At 69.7% G+C, this 18,442-nt stretch carries 17 protein-coding genes; 12 read left to right on the top strand and 5 right to left on the bottom strand.

Going from position 1 to position 18,442, the window contains the following annotated elements:
* The first annotated feature begins 61 nt into the window (after positions 1-61).
* The 6 genes from BMY35_RS25450 (at position 62) to BMY35_RS25425 (ending at position 5,931) form a co-directional block, all read left to right on the top strand.
* The gene (locus BMY35_RS25450) at positions 62-967 is read left to right on the top strand and encodes an SDR family NAD(P)-dependent oxidoreductase (protein WP_093205377.1); all 906 of its coding nucleotides are present in this window, start codon (positions 62-64) and stop codon (positions 965-967) included.
* Between the two features lie 79 nt (positions 968-1,046).
* Positions 1,047-1,937 (top strand): LysR family transcriptional regulator, encoded by an 891-nt coding sequence (locus tag BMY35_RS25445; RefSeq protein WP_093205376.1) that lies wholly within the window; start codon positions 1,047-1,049, stop codon positions 1,935-1,937.
* A gap of 13 nt (positions 1,938-1,950) precedes the next feature.
* The gene (locus BMY35_RS25440; protein WP_093205373.1) at positions 1,951-2,838 is read left to right on the top strand and encodes a LysR family transcriptional regulator; all 888 of its coding nucleotides are present in this window, start codon (positions 1,951-1,953) and stop codon (positions 2,836-2,838) included.
* A gap of 111 nt (positions 2,839-2,949) precedes the next feature.
* Entirely contained in the window at positions 2,950-4,104 is a 1,155-nt protein-coding gene (locus BMY35_RS25435; protein WP_093205370.1) for a mandelate racemase/muconate lactonizing enzyme family protein, read from the top strand.
* Between the two features lie 91 nt (positions 4,105-4,195).
* On the top strand, positions 4,196-5,203 hold the full coding sequence (locus tag BMY35_RS25430; protein ID WP_093205528.1) for a Bug family tripartite tricarboxylate transporter substrate binding protein: 1,008 nt from the start codon (positions 4,196-4,198) through the stop codon (positions 5,201-5,203).
* A 2-nt stretch (positions 5,204-5,205) separates the two neighbouring features.
* The gene (locus BMY35_RS25425; RefSeq protein WP_093205368.1) at positions 5,206-5,931 is read left to right on the top strand and encodes an arylmalonate decarboxylase; all 726 of its coding nucleotides are present in this window, start codon (positions 5,206-5,208) and stop codon (positions 5,929-5,931) included.
* An 18-nt stretch (positions 5,932-5,949) separates the two neighbouring features.
* Here the strand turns inward: BMY35_RS25425 and BMY35_RS25420 are convergent, their stop codons facing one another.
* Genes BMY35_RS25420 through BMY35_RS25410 form a run of 3 tightly spaced genes read right to left on the bottom strand, consistent with a single transcriptional unit; the run spans position 5,950 to position 9,281 of the window.
* Entirely contained in the window at positions 5,950-7,311 is a 1,362-nt protein-coding gene (locus tag BMY35_RS25420; RefSeq protein WP_093205365.1) for an MmgE/PrpD family protein, read from the bottom strand.
* A 10-nt stretch (positions 7,312-7,321) separates the two neighbouring features.
* Positions 7,322-8,485 (bottom strand): acyl-CoA dehydrogenase family protein, encoded by a 1,164-nt coding sequence (locus BMY35_RS25415; protein ID WP_093205363.1) that lies wholly within the window; start codon positions 8,483-8,485, stop codon positions 7,322-7,324.
* Positions 8,486-8,495: 10 nt separating this feature from the next.
* Positions 8,496-9,281, bottom strand: a complete 786-nt coding sequence (locus BMY35_RS25410; RefSeq protein WP_093205361.1) for a citryl-CoA lyase — start codon at positions 9,279-9,281, stop codon at positions 8,496-8,498.
* A gap of 106 nt (positions 9,282-9,387) precedes the next feature.
* On the opposite strand from BMY35_RS25410, the gene BMY35_RS25405 reads away from it, so the two are divergent.
* From BMY35_RS25405 to BMY35_RS25395, 3 genes are all read left to right on the top strand, one after another.
* Complete coding sequence (locus BMY35_RS25405; RefSeq protein ID WP_093205525.1) at positions 9,388-11,715, top strand: acyl-CoA dehydrogenase family protein; 2,328 nt, start codon at positions 9,388-9,390, stop codon at positions 11,713-11,715.
* Positions 11,716-11,876: 161 nt separating this feature from the next.
* The gene (locus BMY35_RS25400; protein WP_093205358.1) at positions 11,877-12,863 is read left to right on the top strand and encodes a Bug family tripartite tricarboxylate transporter substrate binding protein; all 987 of its coding nucleotides are present in this window, start codon (positions 11,877-11,879) and stop codon (positions 12,861-12,863) included.
* Positions 12,864-12,866: 3 nt separating this feature from the next.
* On the top strand, positions 12,867-14,369 hold the full coding sequence (locus tag BMY35_RS25395; protein ID WP_093205356.1) for a class I adenylate-forming enzyme family protein: 1,503 nt from the start codon (positions 12,867-12,869) through the stop codon (positions 14,367-14,369).
* 10 nt (positions 14,370-14,379) lie between these two features.
* On the opposite strand, the gene BMY35_RS25390 is transcribed toward BMY35_RS25395, so the two are convergent.
* The gene (locus tag BMY35_RS25390) at positions 14,380-14,796 is read right to left on the bottom strand and encodes a nuclear transport factor 2 family protein (protein ID WP_093205353.1); all 417 of its coding nucleotides are present in this window, start codon (positions 14,794-14,796) and stop codon (positions 14,380-14,382) included.
* A 215-nt stretch (positions 14,797-15,011) separates the two neighbouring features.
* Between BMY35_RS25390 and BMY35_RS25385 the strand changes: the two genes are divergently transcribed.
* Both BMY35_RS25385 and BMY35_RS25380 read left to right on the top strand, forming a co-directional pair.
* Positions 15,012-15,191, top strand: a complete 180-nt coding sequence (locus tag BMY35_RS25385; RefSeq protein ID WP_093205350.1) for a DUF3606 domain-containing protein — start codon at positions 15,012-15,014, stop codon at positions 15,189-15,191.
* Between the two features lie 170 nt (positions 15,192-15,361).
* The gene (locus BMY35_RS25380; protein ID WP_093205348.1) at positions 15,362-16,042 is read left to right on the top strand and encodes a hypothetical protein; all 681 of its coding nucleotides are present in this window, start codon (positions 15,362-15,364) and stop codon (positions 16,040-16,042) included.
* Here the strand turns inward: BMY35_RS25380 and BMY35_RS25375 are convergent.
* A complete protein-coding gene (locus BMY35_RS25375) occupies positions 15,985-17,253 on the bottom strand; it encodes a DNA topoisomerase IB (RefSeq protein WP_093205345.1) in 1,269 nt (422 codons plus the stop codon). The two genes, BMY35_RS25380 and BMY35_RS25375, sit on opposite strands and share 58 nt — an antisense overlap.
* A gap of 137 nt (positions 17,254-17,390) precedes the next feature.
* Here BMY35_RS25375 and BMY35_RS25370 point away from each other — a divergent pair, with 137 nt between their 5' ends.
* Positions 17,391-18,440, top strand: a complete 1,050-nt coding sequence (locus BMY35_RS25370; protein WP_093205343.1) for a purine-nucleoside phosphorylase — start codon at positions 17,391-17,393, stop codon at positions 18,438-18,440.
* The last annotated feature ends 2 nt before the right edge of the window (positions 18,441-18,442 follow it).

Genomic DNA, 18,442 nt, shown 5'->3' with positions numbered 1-18,442 from the left:
TGGCATTCTGGATTTCGCCCCCGACCCCGTGGGCGAACGAACATCTGGAGCGCAGACAAGCATGGTTGAAGGAAAAGTGGTCGTCGTCACCGGCGCTGGCGGCGGCATCGGGCGAGACATCGCGCTGGCGATGGCGGCGCATGGCGCGAAGGTGGTGGTCAACGACATCGGCGCGGCGCTCGATGGTGCCGGCGGCAGCGCAGGCCCCGCGCAGCAGGTGGTCGACGAGATCCGCTCGGCCGGCGGACAGGCCGTGCCCAACACCGACAGCGTGGCCGATGCCGCGAGCGCGGCGCGCATCGTGGAATGCGCGGTCGAGAACTTCGGGCGCATCGACGCGGTGGTCAACAACGCCGGCATCCTGCGCGACCGCTTCTTCCACAAGATGTCGGTGGACGAATGGGACTCGGTGCTCAAGGTGCACCTGTACGGCGCGTACTACGTGAGCCGTGCCGCCGCCACGCATTTCAAGGAGCAGGAGTCGGGCGCGCTGGTGCACATGACCTCGACCTCGGGCCTCATCGGCAACTTCGGCCAGGCCAACTACGCGGCGGCCAAGCTCGGCATTGCCGCGCTGTCGAAGTCGATCGCGCTGGACATGCAGAAATTCAACGTGCGCTCCAACTGCATCGCGCCCTTCGCCTGGAGCCGCATGATCGGCGCCATTCCCACCGACACCGACGAGCAGCGCGCCCGCGTCGACAAGATCAAGCAGATGACGCCGGCCAAGGTCGCTCCGCTGGCCGTCTATCTCGCGAGCGATGCCGCCGCGGCAGTCAACGGCCAGATCTTCTCGGTGCGCAACAACGAGATCTCGCTCATCAGCCAGCCGCGCCCGGTTCGCTCCATCCACCGCTCGGAGGGCTGGACGCCGCAGAGCATCGCCGAGCACGCCATGCCCGCGATGCGCGCCAGCTTCTACCCGCTGGACCGCTCGGCCGACGTGTTCAGCTGGGACCCGGTCTGAGGACAAACCCGCAGAGGGCGGCGAGCAGCCTCATTCGCCGGACAATGCGCGTTCCGTTTCCCCTTGATACCGGCGCCCGGTGAACCTGCACTTCGACCTGTTCGACCTGAAACTGTTCGTCTACGTGGCGGACGCGCACAGCCTTACGCGCGGCGCGGAGAAGGCCTGCATCTCGCTGGCCGCCGCCTCCACGCGCATCAAGCAGATGGAGGAGGCCGTGGGCGGCAAGCTGCTGCACCGCAGCGCGCAGGGCGTGAGCCTCACAGCGGCGGGGCAGGCGGTGCTCTACCACGCCAAGCGCGTGATGCAGCAGATGGAGCACCTGCGTTGCGACATGCAGGACTTCGGCAAGGGCATCAAGGGCCATGTGCGGGTGTTCGCCAACACCACCTCGATCACCGAATACCTACCGCAGAAGCTGGCGGGCTTTCTCACGCAGCACCCGGCCGTGCAGGTCGATCTGCGCGAATACCTCAGCGAAGAGATCGTGCGCGCCGTGGCCGATGGCGAGGCCGACATCGGCATCCTCGCGGGCGACGTGCACACGGGTGACTTCGACGCACGGCCCTTCGGCAGCAACCAGCTCGTGCTGGTGGTGCCCACCACGCACCGCCTCGCGGGCGCGCCCTCGGTGGCCTTTGCCGACACGCTCGATGAACAGCACGTGGGCCTGCACCACGGCAGTGCCATTCACCGCTTCCTGCAGCGCCGTGCCGAGCTTGCAGGGCGCGGCTTCAACCCGCGCATCCAGGTCAGCAGCTTCGAGGCCATCTGCCTGATGATCGAAGCGGGCGTGGGCATCGGCGTGCTGCCGATGTCTTCTGCGCAGCGGCTTTCGATGGCGATGCGCATCTCGACCGTGGCGCTCAGCGACACCTGGGCCGAGCGCGAGCTGAAGCTGATCGCGCGCAGCCGCGAGCAGCTGCCCGCCCTGGCGCGCGAGTTGTTCGACCACCTCGCGGCGCGCTGAGGAGGCCGCAGCCATGTCGGCCGACCTGAAGTCGCTGCGCCTGTTCGTGGCCGTTGCCGACAACGGCAGCATCAGCGAGGGCGCCAAGCGCTGCCACATCGCGCTGGCGGCTGCCAGCAAGCGCATCTCCGACCTGGAGGCCCGCGCGCGGCTGCCGTTGCTGGTGCGTCATGCGCGCGGCGTCACGCTCACCTCGGCGGGGCACGGGCTGCTGCTGCATGCGCGCGCCGTGCTCTCGGCCATGGACCGCCTCGGCGCCGAGCTCGACGACTTCCAGAACGGCGTGGCCGGCGTGGTCAGCATCACGGCCAATGCCTCGACCATCGCGCAGTTTCTTCCGGCGCAGATCGGCTCCTTCCTGCGCCTTCATCCGGTGCTGAAGATCGACCTGCAGGAGCGCGCCAGCACCGAGGTCGTGAAGGCGGTGCAGGCGGGCCTCGCCGACATCGGCGTGATCGAGGGCAACACGCCCGCCGAGGGCCTCGAATGCCTGCCCTATCGCACCGACGAGCTGGCCGTGGTGGTGGCGCGCGACCATCCGCTGGCACGGCGCAGGCGCATCGGCGTCGACGAGGTGCTGAGCCACGACCACATCGTGGTGCGCGAAGGCACGGCGCTGCACCGCGTGCTGCTGGCCGCGGCGCTGGAGGCGCAGGTGCCGCTGAAGGTGCGCATGCAGGTGGGCAGCTTCGACATGGTCTGCCGCATGGTGGAGCAGGGTGCGGGCATCGGCGTGCTGCCCTACGCGGCCATCCTGCCGCAGCTGCAGATACTGAAGCTGCGCTGCCTGAAGCTCGACGCACCCTGGGCCAACAGGCGCCACCTGCTGTGCGTGCGCAGGCAGCAGGACCTGACGGTGGCCGCGCGCTCGGTGCTGGAGCATCTGGGCCTGCCCGACTGAGCGGGTTCTTGCGTCAGCCTTCGCGCCACGCGAAGGCTCGAACTCGCCAAAAACGAATTGTTCTCCCGCGGTTCGCACGCAAAGATGCGCGCACCAACAAAGGAGACACTCTTGAAGATCGTTCGCGTCAGCGCCACGCCGCTGAACATTCCCGTCACCATCGACGTGGTCGGCATGAACAAGCAGACCTCGCTGTCGCTGTGCCTCACCGAGATCGAGACCGACACCGGCCTCGTCGGCCATGGCATGACGGCCATCACCGAGGAGGAGATCATCGCCGCCGCCGTGCGCGAGGTGGCCGGCCCGGCGCTGATCGGCGAAGACCCGATGGCCACCGAGCGCCTGTGGGAAAAGCTCTACTGGCTGCTTTCGCCGCGCGGCCAGACCGGCTACGCCAGCCACACCATCGCCGCGCTCGACATCGCGCTGTGGGACATCAAGGCCCGCGCGCTGGGCCAGCCGCTGTGGCGCCTGCTCGGCGGCGCGCGCGCGAAGGTGCCGGTGTACGCCACCTTCGGCTTCGGCTTCTTCGAGCGCGACCAGCTCGCGGCGGCGGCGAAGCTGTGGGTCTCGCAGGGCTTCCAGCGGCTGAAGATGACTGTCGGCAACCATGCGCTCGCGCGCCGCGATGAGCCGCGCCCGCTCGACGAGGTCATCGCCGAAGACGTGCGCCGCGTCGCCGCCGTGCGCGAGGCGGTCGGCCCCGACGTGAAGCTCTACGTCGACGCCAACTGCGGCCTCGACCTGTTCCACGCCACCGAACTGGCGCACCGCATCGAACCCTACGGCATCAGCTTCTTCGAGGAGCCGCTCACGCAGAACGACGTGCGGCAGATGGCCCAGCTGCGCGCGCGCACCCGCATCCCGCTGGCCTGCGGCCAGAACGAGGGCCTGGCCTTCCGCTTCCGCGATCTGCTGGTGAACCAGGCGGCCGACGTGCTGCAGCCCAACGTGACCATCTCGGGCGGCTATTCGCAGGTGCTGAAGATCGCGGGCATGGCGCAGGCCTTCAACGTGCCCATCGACAACGGCGGCGCCTGGCCCTTCCACAACATGCACCTGCATGCGGGCGTGTCGAACGGCGGGCTGGTCGAGTACCACTACGTGGCGGTGCAGATGCTCAAGCAGATCTTCGACGGCCTGCCGGTGCCCGAGCAGGGCTGGCTCACGCTGCCCGAGACGCCCGGCCTGGGCTTCGCGCCCAATGCCGAGCGCGTGCGCGAGCTGGCGAAGCTGCCGACCTCGCACGGCAAGGGCAAGGCCTGAGCGGCCCGCGTCGCCGCGGGGGCGACACTTTCTTCCTTCACGACCGGGCCGCGACAGACGGCCGGCGTCCGATCAAGACAACGGAGACATGATGAAAGCCAGACAAGCGATTCGACCACCCGCGCGCCGCCATGCATTGCGCGCGATGGCCGCCCTGGGCCTCGCGGCCGCCTTCGCTGCGCCCGCGGCCTGGGCCCAGAAATACCCCGACAAGCCCATTCGCCTCATCGTCGGCTATTCCGCCGGCGGCGGCGTCGATGCGGTGGCGCGGCTGCTCGGCACGCGCCTGTCGAACGTGCTGGGCCAGCAGGTGCTGGTGGAGAACCGCACCGGTGCAACGGGGCTCATCGCGGCCGACTTCGTCGCCAAGGCGCCGCCCGACGGCTACACGTTGATGATGGGCGACAGCGCCTTGCTCGCCGCCAAGCTGCTGCAGCCGAAGATCGCGATCGACCCGCTCACCAGCTTCAGGCCGGTGGCGGGGGCCTTCATCTCGCCGCTGATGATCGTGGCCAGCAACGACTTCCCCGCGAAGACGCCGGCCGAGCTGGTGAAGGAGCTCAAGGCCAACGCCTCGCGCTATTCGTACGCCACTTCGGGCGTGGGCACCGTGCAGCACCTGGGCTTCGAGATGCTCAAGCAGGCCACCGGCAGCCCGGTGGTGCACGTGCCGTACCGGGGCGCGGCGCAGATCGTGCCCGACGTGATCGGCGGCCAGATTCCCCTGGGCGTGGTGAGCGCCACGGCCGGCATGGCGCAGGCCAAGGCGGGCAAGCTGCGCGCGCTGGCGATGATGAACACGGCCAAGCTCGAAGGCGCGGAGAACGTGCCGCCGCTGGCCGACGCCTTGCCCGGCTTCGACGTGGCGCCGCGCATCTTCGTGCTGGCGCCGGCCGGCACGCCGAACGACATCGTCGACAAGCTCTCGGCCGCGGTGAAGTCGGTGCTCGACACGCCGGAAGCCGGCACCGCTGCCGCCGCGCAGGGCACGCTGCGCGCCTACTCCACGCCGGCCCAGCTCGGCAAGGACATGGCGGCGGAGACCTCGCGGTGGAAGAAGATCATCGAGGACCAGCGCATCGTCGCCGAGGGGAGCTGAGCATGGCGCAGCCTCATCTGGGCCTGATCGTGCCGCCCGCCGCGGGCGCTGTGCCGGTGGACGGGCCGCTGCTGTACGGCGAGCGCATCCGCTTCAGCGCGCGCGGGCTGGGCCTGGGAGAAATCTCCACGCGCGGCTACCTCGACGTGATCGACTCGGTGGTCGCGAAGGCGGTCGAGCTGAAGAAGGAAGAGGGCGTTTCCGCGATCTCGCTCATGGGCACCTCGCTGAGCTTCTTCCGCGGCGCGACCTTCAACCGCCAGCTCGAGGTCGAGATGGCGCGCGCCACGGGCCTGCCGTGCACGACCATGAGCAACGCCATCGTCAACGGGCTGCGTCACCTGAAGGTGCGGCGCGTGGCGGTGGCGACGGCCTACATCGACGAGGTCAACGCGCAGCTGCGCGGCTACCTGGAGCAGAGCGACTTCGAGCCCTTGGCACTCGAAGGCCTTTCGATCTCCGACGTGCAGGCCGTGGGCAAGGTGCCGACCAGGGCACTGGTGGACCTGTGCGTGAAGGTGTTCGAGGCGCAGCCGGGAGCCGACGGCATCCTGATCTCGTGCGGCGGGCTGGTCACGCTCGATGCGGTGCGCGAGGTGGAGGAGCGCCTGCAGGTGCCCGTGGTGTCCAGCTCGCCAGCCGGCTTCTGGGACCTGGCGCGCACCGCGGGGCTCGATGCGCGCTCGCCCGGCTGCGGACGGCTCTTCGCCTGGACCGCGCCGGCCTGAACGCCCTCCCGAGAGCCCTCAGGCCAGCCAGCGCCCCACGCGCGGCGTGTCGGCCAGCTGCCAGACACGCTGGCACAGCGCCTTGGCCTCGTCGGCGGTCGCGCCTTCGCCGTAGTGCGCGAGGCGCAGCATCTTGTCCTCGATCTCCGCGCGGCTCAGGCTGTTGCCGGGGTCGCCTTTGGGCTCGTCCACGCGGCCCTGCAGCGTGCGGCCGTCGGCGGTCTGCACGCTGACCTTGCCGATCCAGCGCGCGGGGTAGGCCGTGTCGACCTCCTCGTCGAGCTGCATCGCCACCTTCTCGCGGAAGGCCGAGACCTCGGGCGCGAGGAAGTCGCGGTCGAACTCGCCCAGGCCCGCGCGGCCGTGCACGGCGATGAGGCCCAGCACCGTGCCCATCGAGAACTTGCCCTGGTGCACCGTGGCGGGCACGTCGACGCGGCCCAGCACGTCGATGGCACCCTGGTGCACGTGCGTGGTCACGCGCGACACGTCCGCGGGCTTCAGCCTGTTCTGCGTCATCACCTGCAGCAGCGCGTCGGCGGCGGGGTGCGTGTGGCGGCAGGAGGCGTGGTACTTGAAGGAAGTCTCGGCCAGCGTCCAGCGCGTGCCCAGGCCGTCGATGAGCTTCGCCGGGTCGGCGTCGCTCGACATGCCCACGCCCAGGCCCTGCGCGCCTTCGAGGATCTTCGCGGCGCCCGTGAAGCCGTCCTGCGCGAGGTAGGCCGACATCAGCCCGCTTGCCGCAGCGTGCGCGCAGTGCAGCTGCTTGGAATCGGCCGCGTCGCGCAGGAACTCCCACACGCCGGCCGATTGCGTGCCCGCGGAGCCGAAGGCATGCAGCATCTGCTGCGGCGTGAGTTCAAGCAGGCGTCCCACTGCAGCAGCGGCCGCGAGCGTGCCCGCGGTCGCCGTCGTGTGGAAGGTCTTGTAGTGCGAGCGGCCGAGGAACTCGCCGACGCGGATGCCGACCTCGTAGCCCGCGACCACGGCCGTGAGCAGTTGCGCGCCGCTCGCGCCGATGCTCTGCGCCACCGCGAGCGCGGGCGCGATGACGACGGCGGCCGGGTGGAACACCGAGCCGTTGTGCACGTCGTCCTGCTCCACGAAATGCGAGGCCGCCGCGTTGACCAGCGCGGCGAACACCGGCGACGTGGTGCGCCGCGAGGTCAGCAGCTCGCTCGGCCCTTCGGCGGGGCCCATCATCTGCGCGAAGCGCTCGATGCTGCGCACCGGCCGCGCCGTACGGGCCGCGAGCACCGAGCCCAGCCAGTCGAGCATCAGGTCTTCTGTGCGGCGCAGCACGGGGGCGGGAATGTCGGCGAACTTCAGGTCGGCCGCGAAAGTCGCGAGCACCTTGCTCGGATGGTCGATGGAGTTCATGGGAAGTCCTTCAGAACGAACGGGGGAGGCCGAGCATGTGCTCGGCCACGTAGCTCAGGATCAGGTTGGTCGAGATCGGCGCCACCTGGTACAGCCGCGTCTCCCTGAACTTGCGCTCGATGTCGTATTCGCAGGCGAAGCCGAAGCCGCCGTGGAACTGCAGGCAGGCGTTGGCCGCCTCCCAGCTCGCCTTGGCCGCGAGGTACTTCGCCATGTTGGCCTGCGCGCCGCAGGGCTGGTGCGCATCGAACAGGCGGCAGGCCTCGTAGCGCATGAGGTTGGCGGCTTCCACCTCGATGAACGATTCGGCGATCGGGAACTGCACGCCCTGGTTCTGGCCGATGGGGCGGCCGAACACCACGCGCTCCTTCGTGTACTTCGTGACCCGGTCGATGAACCAGTAGCCGTCGCCGATGCACTCGGCCGCGATCAGCGTACGCTCCGCGTTGAGCCCGTCGAGGATGTACTTGAAGCCCTGGCCTTCCTCGCCGATCAGGTTCTCGGCCGGAATCTCCAGGTTCTCGAAGAACAGCTCGTTGGTCTCGTGGTTCACCATGTTCAGGATGGGTCGCACCTCCAGCCCCTTGCCGATGGCCTCGCGCAGGTCGACGATGAAGATCGACATGCCCTCGGACTTCTTCTTCACCTCCGAAAGCGGCGTGGTGCGCGCCAGCAGGATCATCAGGTCGGAGTGCTGGATGCGCGAGATCCACACCTTCTGGCCGTTGACGACGTAGCGGTCGCCCTTCTTCACGGCGGTGGTCTTGATCTTGGTGGTGTCGGTGCCGGTGGTGGGCTCGGTCACGCCCATGGACTGCAGGCGCAGTTCGCCGTTGGCGATCTTGGGCAGGTAGGCGCGCTTCTGCGCCTCGCTGCCGTGGCGCAGCAGCGTGCCCATGTTGTACATCTGGCCGTGGCAGGCGCCGGAGTTGCCGCCGCAGCGGTTGATCTCTTCCATGATGACCGAGGCCTCGGTCAGGCCCAGACCCGAGCCGCCGTACTCCTGCGGGATCAGCGCGGCCATCCAGCCGGCCTTGGTGAGCGCGTCGACGAAGTCGGCGGGGTAGCCGCGCTCCTCGTCGATCTTGCGGAAGTAGGCGTCGGGAAACTGCGCGCACAGGTCGCGCACCGCGTCGCGGATGTCGGGAAAGTTCTTGTCGTTGGCGTTGTTCATCGGTCTTGGCTCAATCCTGGCGGGGGCCGCCCGCCTCTTTTTCCACGCGCTGCCAGATCTCGATGGCCATCGGGTCGTCGATCTCCTCCAGGATGTGGCCCACCAGGCCGATGGCGCGCGCCATCACGCCGAAGCCGCGGATGATCTTCCAGGGAAAGCCGAACTCGGCCGCGATGGCGCCGATGGCACCCGTCGCATTGATCGGCAGCGACTTGCCCGACACGCGCTCGGCCTCTTCCTGCACCGCCTGCATCAGCGCGACGTAGTGCGTGGAAAGGCCGTTCTCCGCCGCGATCTGGAAGAGCCTCGGCGTGCGCGGATCGATGGGCTTGTGCAGCGGATGGCCCAGCCCCGGCACGATCAGCTTGCGCGCGCGGTGGTCGGCCACGATGTCCTTCGCCATGTCGGCCAGCGGACGCGAGGGCTTCTCGCCGAAGGGGATCGCCTCGTAGAGCATCTTCGCGGCGCCCTCGGTGCTGCCGACGAACACCGTGCCCAGCCCGCACAGGCCGGCCGCCACGGCCGCCTGCAGCGCCTCGGGCGCGCCTGCATAGGTGAGGCGCGCGGCCAGCGCGCTGGGCGTGACACCGTGCTCCACCAGCGTGACGACGATGGCGTTGAAGGTCACCGACTCCTGCGGCGTCGGGATGCGCCCGGTCAGCTCCAGGAAGGCCATGTCGCCGAGGTTGAGGTGGCCGAGGATCTCCGAGGGCAGGTCGCGCCCGCGCACGGTGATCCTGTCGGGCGTGCTGTGGCCCAGCTCCGTGTGCAGGGATTTCTTGATCTTGGTGGTCATGGGCCGAATCTAGCCCGCACGCGCGCGCAGCGGCTCTCTGATTGCGAAACCCTCCCTTCGGCAAATGCAAATGCCGCCCGGCGGGGTCTTCGGGCACGCTGCGGCGATGGACCTCGAATCACTTTCGGCAGTGCGCGAATCGGCGCTCGACTACTTCACCCGCAGCCGTGCCATCCAGCGGCGGCGTGCACGCATGGAACACCCCGGCGGCGACGAGGCCGAGGGCTGGCAGGACATCGCAGGGCTCGGCTGGACCGGCATGCTGGCGCCCGAGTCCGCGGAAGGGCTGGCACTGGGCCTCGACGGCGCGGCCGAGATCTTCCGCGCAGCGGGCGAGCATGCCGCGCCCGAACCGCTGCTGGCCGTGGCAGGCCTCGGCGCGCTGCTGCTGGCTCGGCTGGGCACGCCCGGTGCGGGCGCGCTGCTCGCCGAACTGGTCGCGGGCCGCAACCTGCCCGCGCTGGCCTGGCAGGAAAGCGCCGGCGACCTGAGCGCCGTGCCGCTGGCCTGCGGTTGCGAGGCACGGCCCGGGCACCGGGGCGGCGTGCTGCTGCAGGGCGAAAAGCTCATGGTGCTGCCCGGCGCGGCCGCCAGCGGCTGGCTGGTGTCGGCGCGCGGCGAAGACGATGCCGTGCTGCTGTGGGTGCCGCGCGGCACCGAAGGCGTGATCGAAACGCCGGTGCCGCTGGTCGACGGCAGCCAGGCCTCGAACCTGCGCTTCGAGCAGGTGGCGCTGCCGGCCGATGCGGTGCTGGCCGAAGGCCCGGCCGCGCAGGAGGCCCTGCGCCATGCGCTCGCGGCCGGCCAGATCCTGCAGTCGGCCGAGCTGCTGGGCGCGGGGCAGGCCATGCTGGCACAGACGCTGGCCTACCTGCGCACGCGCTCGCAGTTCGGCAAGCCCATCGGCAGCTTCCAGGCGCTGCAGCACCGCTGCGTCGACATGTTCATCCATCTCGAAGTGGCGAAGGCCACGCTGGACGAGGTGCTGGCGCTGGCGGCGCAGGGCCTGCCGGCGCAGAGGCTCGAGGCCGAGGCGAGCCGCGTCAACGCGCGCTGCACCGCCGCCGCGCTGCAGGCCTCGCGCGCTTCCGTGCAGCTGCACGGCGCCATCGGCTACACGCAGGAGTGCGACCTGAGCCTGTTCTACAAGCGCGTGCTGTGCCTTTCGGCGTGGCTGGGCAATGTGAGCGCGCATCAGCGCAGGCATGCGGCGCTGAGCGGCGATGCGGACACGGTGGCGGTCTCCGCCGCATGGGAAGGCGAATTCCCGCGCACCGCCGATTGGTCCTCGATGTCCGAGGCCGATTTCCGCCGCATGGTGCGCGCCTTCCTGCAGCAGCGCTACCCGCAGCAACTGCGCTACCTCTCGCACCGTGCGCGCTGGAGCGAGATGCGCGATTGGTACCTCACGCTGTCGGCGCAAGGCTGGATCGCACCCGCGTGGCCGCAGGTGCACGGCGGCATGGGCCTGCCGGCCGACAAGCTCATCGCGTGGATCGAGGAGCTGGAGCAGTACGGCGTGGCGCGCGCGCCCGACCAGGGCATCGTGATGATCGGACCGCTGCTGATCCAGCACGGCACGCCACAGCAGCAGCAGCGCTTTCTGCCGCGCATCCTCAGCGGCGAGCATGTCTGGTGCCAGGGCTATTCGGAGCCCAACGCCGGCTCCGATCTCGCGGGCCTGCGCACCGAGGCCATGCCGGCGCGCGACGCGCAGGGCGAGCATTTCGTCGTCAACGGCCAGAAGATCTGGACCACGCTCGCGCAGGATGCCAACCACATCTTCATGCTGGTGCGCACCGACAAGGACGCGCGCAAGCAGGAGGGCATCAGCTTCCTGCTGTGCGACCTGCGCACGCCGGGCATCACCATCCGGCCGATCCATACGCTGGCGGGTGAGCCGGAGTTCTGCGAGGTGTTCTTCGACAACGTACGCGTGCCGGCGGAGAACCTCGTGGGCAAGCTGCACGGCGGCTGGAGCATCGCGAAGGCGCTGCTGGGCTTCGAGCGAATCTTCCTCGGCAGCCCCAAGCAGTCGCAGTACGCGCTGGGCCAGCTCGCGCGGCTGGCGCAGGCGCGGCGGCTCTTTGCCGACCCGGTGTTCGCGCAGCGCTTCGCGGCGCTGCGGCTCGACGTGCTCGACCTCTCAGCCGCCTACACCGGCTTCGCGAACATCGTGCGCGCGGGCAAGCCGCTGCCGGCTTCGGTGTCGTTGCTGAAGGTCTGGGCGAGCGAGACCTATCACCGCATCGGCGCGCTGCTGGTCGAGGCCGGCGAGGAGCAGGGCGCGGTGGCCGGCGACCAGGTGCTCGACGGCCAGAGCTTCAACGTGCTCTCGCCGCTCATCGGCTCCACGGCCGCAATGATCTACGGCGGTACCAACGAGATACAGCGCAACATCCTCGCGCGGCAGGTTCTGGACTTGCCCGTATGAGGCTCGCCCCCAGTCTTCGCGCACTTCGTGTCGCTTCGCCAACCCCCTACCGGGGGCAACACCTGCGGCCCGGCAAAGCCGGTTCCGCGGTGTTTCACGAAAGAACAGTCCTGCTTGGCTTTTGAGCCTGACTTGTAGATCAACAACAGGAGACAACGCTCATGACATCGATTCACTTCTCGCGCCGCCAACTCATGGCCGCGCTGACCGGCGGTGCGGCACTCGGCGTGCTGTCGCAGCGTGCATTCGCGCAGCAGCCCTTGCCTTCGCTCATCAAGCTGGTGGTGGGCTATTCGGCCGGCGGTCCGGTGGATGGGGCGGCGCGCCTGCTCGCGCCCGCGCTGAGCCAGGAACTGGGCACGCAGGTGATCGTGGACAACCGCCCCGGCGCCAGCGGCTCGCTGGGCGGCGACGCGGTGGCCAAGGCCGCGCCCGACGGCGCGACGCTGTTCTTCGGCGCGAGCCCGACCATCACCATCAACCCCAACGTGCAGCGCAGAATGGCCTTCGACCCGATGAAGGACCTGGTGCCCATAGCGCCGCTGGTGGACTACACCAACGTGCTGGTCGTCAACAACGATGTGCCGGTGCGCAGCGTGTCCGAGCTGCTGGCCTATGCGAAGGCGCGGCCGGGCAAGGTGTTCTACGGCTCGGCCGGCGTGGGCGCCTCCAACCACCTGAGCGGCGCGCTGCTGGAGAAGATGACGGGGGTGCAGCTCACGCACGTGCCGTACAAGGGCAGCGCACCGGCGCTGGCCGACGTGATGGCCGGCACCGTGACCATGATGTTCGACATCATCGCCACCTCCAAGCCCTTCATCCAGACGGGCAAGGTGCGCGCGCTGGCCGTCACCTCGCGCCAGCGCAACCGCATGCTGCCGGAGGTGCCGACCATGGTCGAGTCGGGCGTGCCCGGCTACGACGTGGGCGGCTGGTTCGGCCTCTACGGCCCGGCGCGCATGGACCCCGCGATGGTCGCGCGCATGAACGCCGCCGCGCAGAAGATGCTGGCGCGCGAGGACATCGCCAGCCGGCTGCGCGAGCAGGGCTACGACGTGTGGTCGGGCGCGGCCGATGTGCTGGCGACCAAGGGCAAGGCCGACCGCCAGCTGTGGGCGACGGCCTCCAAGGGCATCGAGGCGGAATAGAAGATGCAGCGGATTCACCAATTGCTGGAAGAGCGCGCGGAGCGAACGCCGGATGCGGTCTTTCTCCTCGAGCCCGGAAACACCACGACCTACGCGCAGCTGCAGTCCATGGTCGACGTCGCCGCACAGGACCTGCTCGCGGCCGGCGTGCGGCCCACCGACCGCGTGCTGCTGGTGGCCGAGAACTGCGCCGCGCACATCGCGCTGCTCATGGCCTGCAGCCGCGTGGGCGCGTGGTCGTGCGGCGTGAACGCGCGCATGTCGCCGGGCGAGATCGCGGCCATCGCCGAACGGGCGGATGCGCGGCTTTGCTGCTTCACGACCGGAGCCTCCGAGGCCGCCGCAAAGCATGCGCAGAGGGTCGGTGCGAAACCGACCTCGCTTGCAGGCGTGATGTGCTCGGCCGCCCGCGACGACGCGCGCACCGAGCCCGACCCGGCGCTGGCCGACACGGCCGCCATCATCTTCACCTCCGGCACATCGGGCACGCCCAAGGGCGTGATGGTGTCGCACCGCGGCCTGCTGCATTTCGGGCGCGTGTCGGCGCGGGTGCGTGCGCTGGACGAGAACGACCGCGTCTATGCCTTCCTGCCGATGACGCACATCTTCGGCATCGGCACCGTGCTGATGGCCGCGCTCACGGGCGGCGCCGCGCTGGTGCTGCGCGGCAGCTTCTCGCCGGCCGACGTGCTGCAGGCGCTGGCGAACGAGCAGGTGTCGAACCTGCTCGGCCCGCCGACGATGTACGCGCGCCTGCTTGCCCACATCGAGGCCGAAGGCGCCGCGCCGCGCTTTCCGCAGCTGCGCTACGTCTACACCGGCTCGGCGCCGCTCGATCCGGCGCTCAAGCAGCGCGTGGAGGGGCTCTTCGGCCAGCCGCTGCACTACGGCTACGGGCTGTCGGAGTACGCGGGCTCGGTGTTTCTCACGCGCACCGAGTCTCCGCGCTCAGACACCTCGGCCGGTCATGCGGTGGAGGGCGGCGAGGCCCGCATCGTGGGCCCCGACGGCAACGACGTGCCGCCAGGCGACACCGGCGAGATCTGGCTGCGCGGCCCCGGCCTCATGCTCGGCTATTTCCGCGACGCCGCCGCCACGGCACAGGTGATGCGGCCCGGCGGGTGGTACGCCTCCGGCGACCTCGGGCGCTTCGGTGACGACGGCGCGCTCTTCGTGGTGGGCCGGCTGAAGGAAATGATCATCCGCTCGGGCTTCAACGTGTACCCGGCGGAGATCGAGGCGGTCATCGGCCGCTTCGAGGGCGTGCACCTGTGCGCGGTGATCGGCGTGCCCGAGGCCGATGGCAACGAGCAGGTGGTCGCCTTCATCGAGCTGAAGCCCGGCGCGGCGCTCGACGAGACGGCGCTGCGCGCGCATCTTGCCGAGAACCTGTCGCCCTACAAGCGCCCGGCGCGCATCGAGCTGATCGACGCGATGCCCACCACGGCCAACGGCAAGCTGCTCAAGCGGGAGCTGAAGGCGCGCTGCGTCGCGGCCGTGAGTTGAGCGAACGGGTTCAGCCGAAGATCGCCGCGTGGCCCTTGCGCGTGTCCATGTACTCGCGCACGCGGGCGATGCGGCCTTCGCGCAGCTCGAAGACGAAGCAGTAGTCGTTGTCGTAGTGCCTGCCGCCGGCCAGCGTGGCCTGCATGCGCTCCTCGAGGATCACGGTGTCGCCGTCGCAATGCAGGTGCGAGAAGCTCACGGCGACGTCGGCCACGAAGAGCCTCGGAAAGTCGTCCACGAGAAAGCGCGCGATGGCGACCGGGCCGATCATGTGGTCGGGCACGCCGAGTGCCACGGCCGTGGCGTTGCCCTTCGGCGCGAGCCATTCGGCGTCGTCTGTGAAGACGGCCTCGATGCGTTGCCGGTCGCGGCTCGCGAAGGCTTTCCAGGCGTCGGTGACGGCGCGCTTGTTCTGTTCCGGGGTCATCACGTGAGGGTCGGGAGTTGGTGCAGCCCGAAGTTAGGAGCGGAGGAGGGCGCCGGCACGCCGTTTCCGGACATTCCCAACCCGGGCGCCGCTTCGGCCCCGCTTCGGCCTTCTCCTGCAAGCGGGCGCGCCGAAGTCCTCCAGCACGCACCGCGCGAGCGCCGCATGGTGGGGTTCCATGCAAACAGGACCTCCACCGATAGGGAAACCCAATCATGGCCGATGACCTGAACAAGCGCGGGCCGCAGGATGCCTCCCGCATCAACGTGAACGAGGCGCACGAGGTGCGCTACTGGACCCGGACGCTGGGCGTGACCGAGGCGCAGCTGCGCTCGGCCATTGCCGCGGCGGGCGTCGAGGTGAAGGACGTGCGCGCCTACCTCGGCAAGCCCTGAGCGAGCCGGCGGCGGCCGGAAGGCCCGGCGCGCCGTGGTGGCGTCATGGTAGGCACCCTCCTACATCTGCGGGCGCGCGCCATACTTCATACTTGTTACCAGAACGTTTCTGGAGCCAAGCAGTTCTTGATCCTGCCGATGATGAACCCGAAGCCCGTGGCCACCGCCCAATGAAATCCTCCCCCAGCGCGCGCAGTTGGATCGCCGCCGGCGTGCGCCACGAACTTCTCACCCGCGCATTGCCCGCCCTGCGACACGACATGGCCGCTCCGGTCTCGGTGATCCGCATGGCACTGCTGATGCTCAAGCGGCAGATCGGCGCCGCCACCGTCGATGCGGCGGCCTGCGAGGAGCGGGTGGGGCTGATCGACAGCCAGGTTTCGGAACTGGTGGAAGCCATCCGCTCGCTGCGCGACTGGGAGCTCGCCACCGTCGACGACGGCATCACCCGCAGCGCGCTGGTGGCGCAATGCGTGACGCTGATGCGCTCGGCCTTCGACCTGCACGGCGTGGCGCTGGAAACGGACCCTTCGCTGGCGCCGTCCGACGACGAACACCTCTGGCCCGCCGCGGCCGCGCTGCGCTACCTGTTCCTCGGCGCAATGGGCTACCTGCATGACGGCGCGGACGAGGCCGGTGCCATCCGCATCGAGGCCGATGGCGCGAACGCGCTGCGCCTCACGGCGCTGCCGCGCGAGCCGGGCGCCTCCGAGGCCGTGCTCGACGCCCACCGCGCGCCGCGCGCGCTGGCCATCGACGCCGTGGCGCTGCAGAACCTCGCGGAAGACCTGGGCTACGCGGTGGCGCTCGATGCCGCCAGCGTGCGCCTGGTGCTCGTGACGCGGACCTGAGCCTTTTCCTTTTCCTTCCCTTTTCTCTGTCTCCTGGCGGCTGAGGTGCTCGCGCTGGCGCGCCCCTGTTCGCGCCGGTGCGCCTTCAGGAACGCCATCAGCCGGCGCTCGGCTGCATGCAGCCCGCGCGAAGGCCTCGCGCTGCGGCTGCCGCCGATCTTTTCGAACAGCGCGGCGGTGGCCTCGTCGCCGTCCGACAGCGCGCTGCCTAGTGCCAGCACGGCCGGGTGCACGTAGGCCTTCCTGCAGACCGCCGGCGTGTTGCCCAGCTGCTTCGCCACCGCGCCGAGGATGTCCCTGGCGCTGTAGCGGCTGCCGTCGGCGGCGGTGCGGCCGGGCTCGCAGGCCAGCCGGGTGAGTTCCAGCGCCTGCACCGTGCCGTGCCAGGTACGGAAATCCTTCGCGGTGAAGCGCTCGCCGCCGGCGGCTTCGGCGAGGTAGTCGTTCACGTCGGTGGACGAGACGCCGCGCAGTTCGCCTTCTCCGTCATCGCCTTCGTCGCCGGCATCCACGTACTGGAAGAGCGCCTGCCCCGGCAGCTGCTGGCACTGCCGCACCACCTTCGCCACGCGCGGGTCGTCGAGCTGCGCCTCGTGCATCACGCCGCTCTTGCCGCGGAAGCGCAGCCTGAGCGCCTGGCCCTTCACCGCCGCGTGCCGGTTGCGCAGCGTGGTGAGGCCGAAGGAGCCGTTGCTGTTCGCATATTCCTCGTTGCCCACGCGCAGCAGCGTGGTGTCGAGAAGGCGCACCAGCGCCGCGAGCACCTGGGCGCGGCCGGGCGCCTTGCGGCCCGCAGGCAGTTGCAGGTCGCGCGCCACGCGGGCGCGGATGCCCGGCAGCGCGAGCGCGAAGGCCTCGAGGCGGTCGAACTTGGTCTCGTCCTGCATCGAGCGCCAGTCGGCGTGGTAGCGGTACTGCTTGCGCCCGCGCGCGTCGATGCCGGTGGCCTGCAGGTGGCCGTTGGGCAGCGGGCAGATCCACACCTGCGTGTAGGCCGGCGGAATGGCCAGCATGCGGATGCGCGAGAGATCGTCCGCGTCGCGCACCCATCTGCCGCGGGCATCGCGGTAGCGGAAGCGCTCGCCGTTCTTCAGGCGGCGGATGCCGGGCATGTCGGGGTTCACGTAGACCAGGCCGTTGGAGATGGGCGTCGGCCTGGACGGAGGCTTGGCGGTGGAGGGCGAAGAGGAAGGAGGGGAAGAGGCCGGCATGGGGCTTGCGTGGTGGTACACCGCGCTTTTGCCAGCACCGACAATCGCCGGTTGTAGGACGCCGCAGGCGCCGGCGGTGCGCCGGGCGCGCTTGTGCCGCCGGCCATGCCGTTTTTTCTTTCTCACCGGGTTCCAGAATGAGTTCTTTCAAGCCTTCCCTTCTCGCCGTCCGCTGGCTGGCCGTGCCCGCCGCGGCGCTGCTCTTCACGGCCTGCGCCTCCACGTCCACCACGACCGCCTCGACGCAGGCCCCGGCCGCGCCGGTGAAGGTCAAGGTCTTCGTCGCCGCCATGTTCGAGATCGGCAAGAACACCGGCGACCGCGCCGGCGAGTTCCAGCACTGGTACGAGCGCTACTGGAAGGACGCCAAGCCCATCGCCGTGCCCGGCGCGCTGCAGCCCGTGTACTGCAACGCCGACGGCGTGTGCGGCTCGGTGCTCGGCATGGGCAAGGTGAACTCGTCGTCGTCGATGCAGGCCATCCTGCTGAACCCGCAGTTCGACTTCTCGCAGAGCTACTACGTCATCTCCGGCGTGGCCGGCACGCCGCCCTCGCGCGGCACCATCGGCGAAGTGAGCTGGGCCACCTGGCTGGTCGACTACGACCTCGGCCACCGCTGGGCGCCCGAGGAGAACAAGCCCGGCGAGCCCACCTTCATGCCGCGCAAGGGCTACGAGGAATACCGCCGCTTCAAGCTCAACCCCGACCTCGTGGGCTGGGCCATGAAGCTCTCGGCCGACACGCCGCTGAAGGACTCCGACTCGGCCCGCAAGTACCGCCTGCGCTACCCCGACGCCGCGGCGCGCCGCGCGCCCTTCGTCGGCACCGGCACGCACATGACCGGCGACACCTTCTTCCACGGCCCCGGCATGTCGAAGCAGGCGCAGTACATCGCCAAGCTCTACGGCGCCGACGACTACGTCATCACCGAGATGGAGGCCGCCGCCATCACCCTCGTCATCAAGCGCACCCACGGCACCGACCGCGTGATGAGCCTGCGCGGCGCCGTCAACTTCGACCAGGGCAACCCGAAGGAAACCACGCTGCAGCACCTCGACCCCGCGCCGGGCGAGACGGCCGGCGGCTTCGCCGAGACGGTGGAGAACATCGAGCTGGTGGGCTCGCGCGTGGTCGATCACATCGTCGCGAACTGGCCCAAGTGGTCGGGCGGCGTGCCGAAGCCCTGAGC

It is taken from the genome of Variovorax sp. YR750, assembly GCF_900109805.1.
GTDB classification, from domain to species: Bacteria; Pseudomonadota; Gammaproteobacteria; order Burkholderiales; family Burkholderiaceae_C; genus Variovorax; species Variovorax gossypii.
The sequence above is the reverse complement of the archived record's forward strand: the minus strand, read 5'-3'. Positions and strand labels throughout refer to the sequence as shown.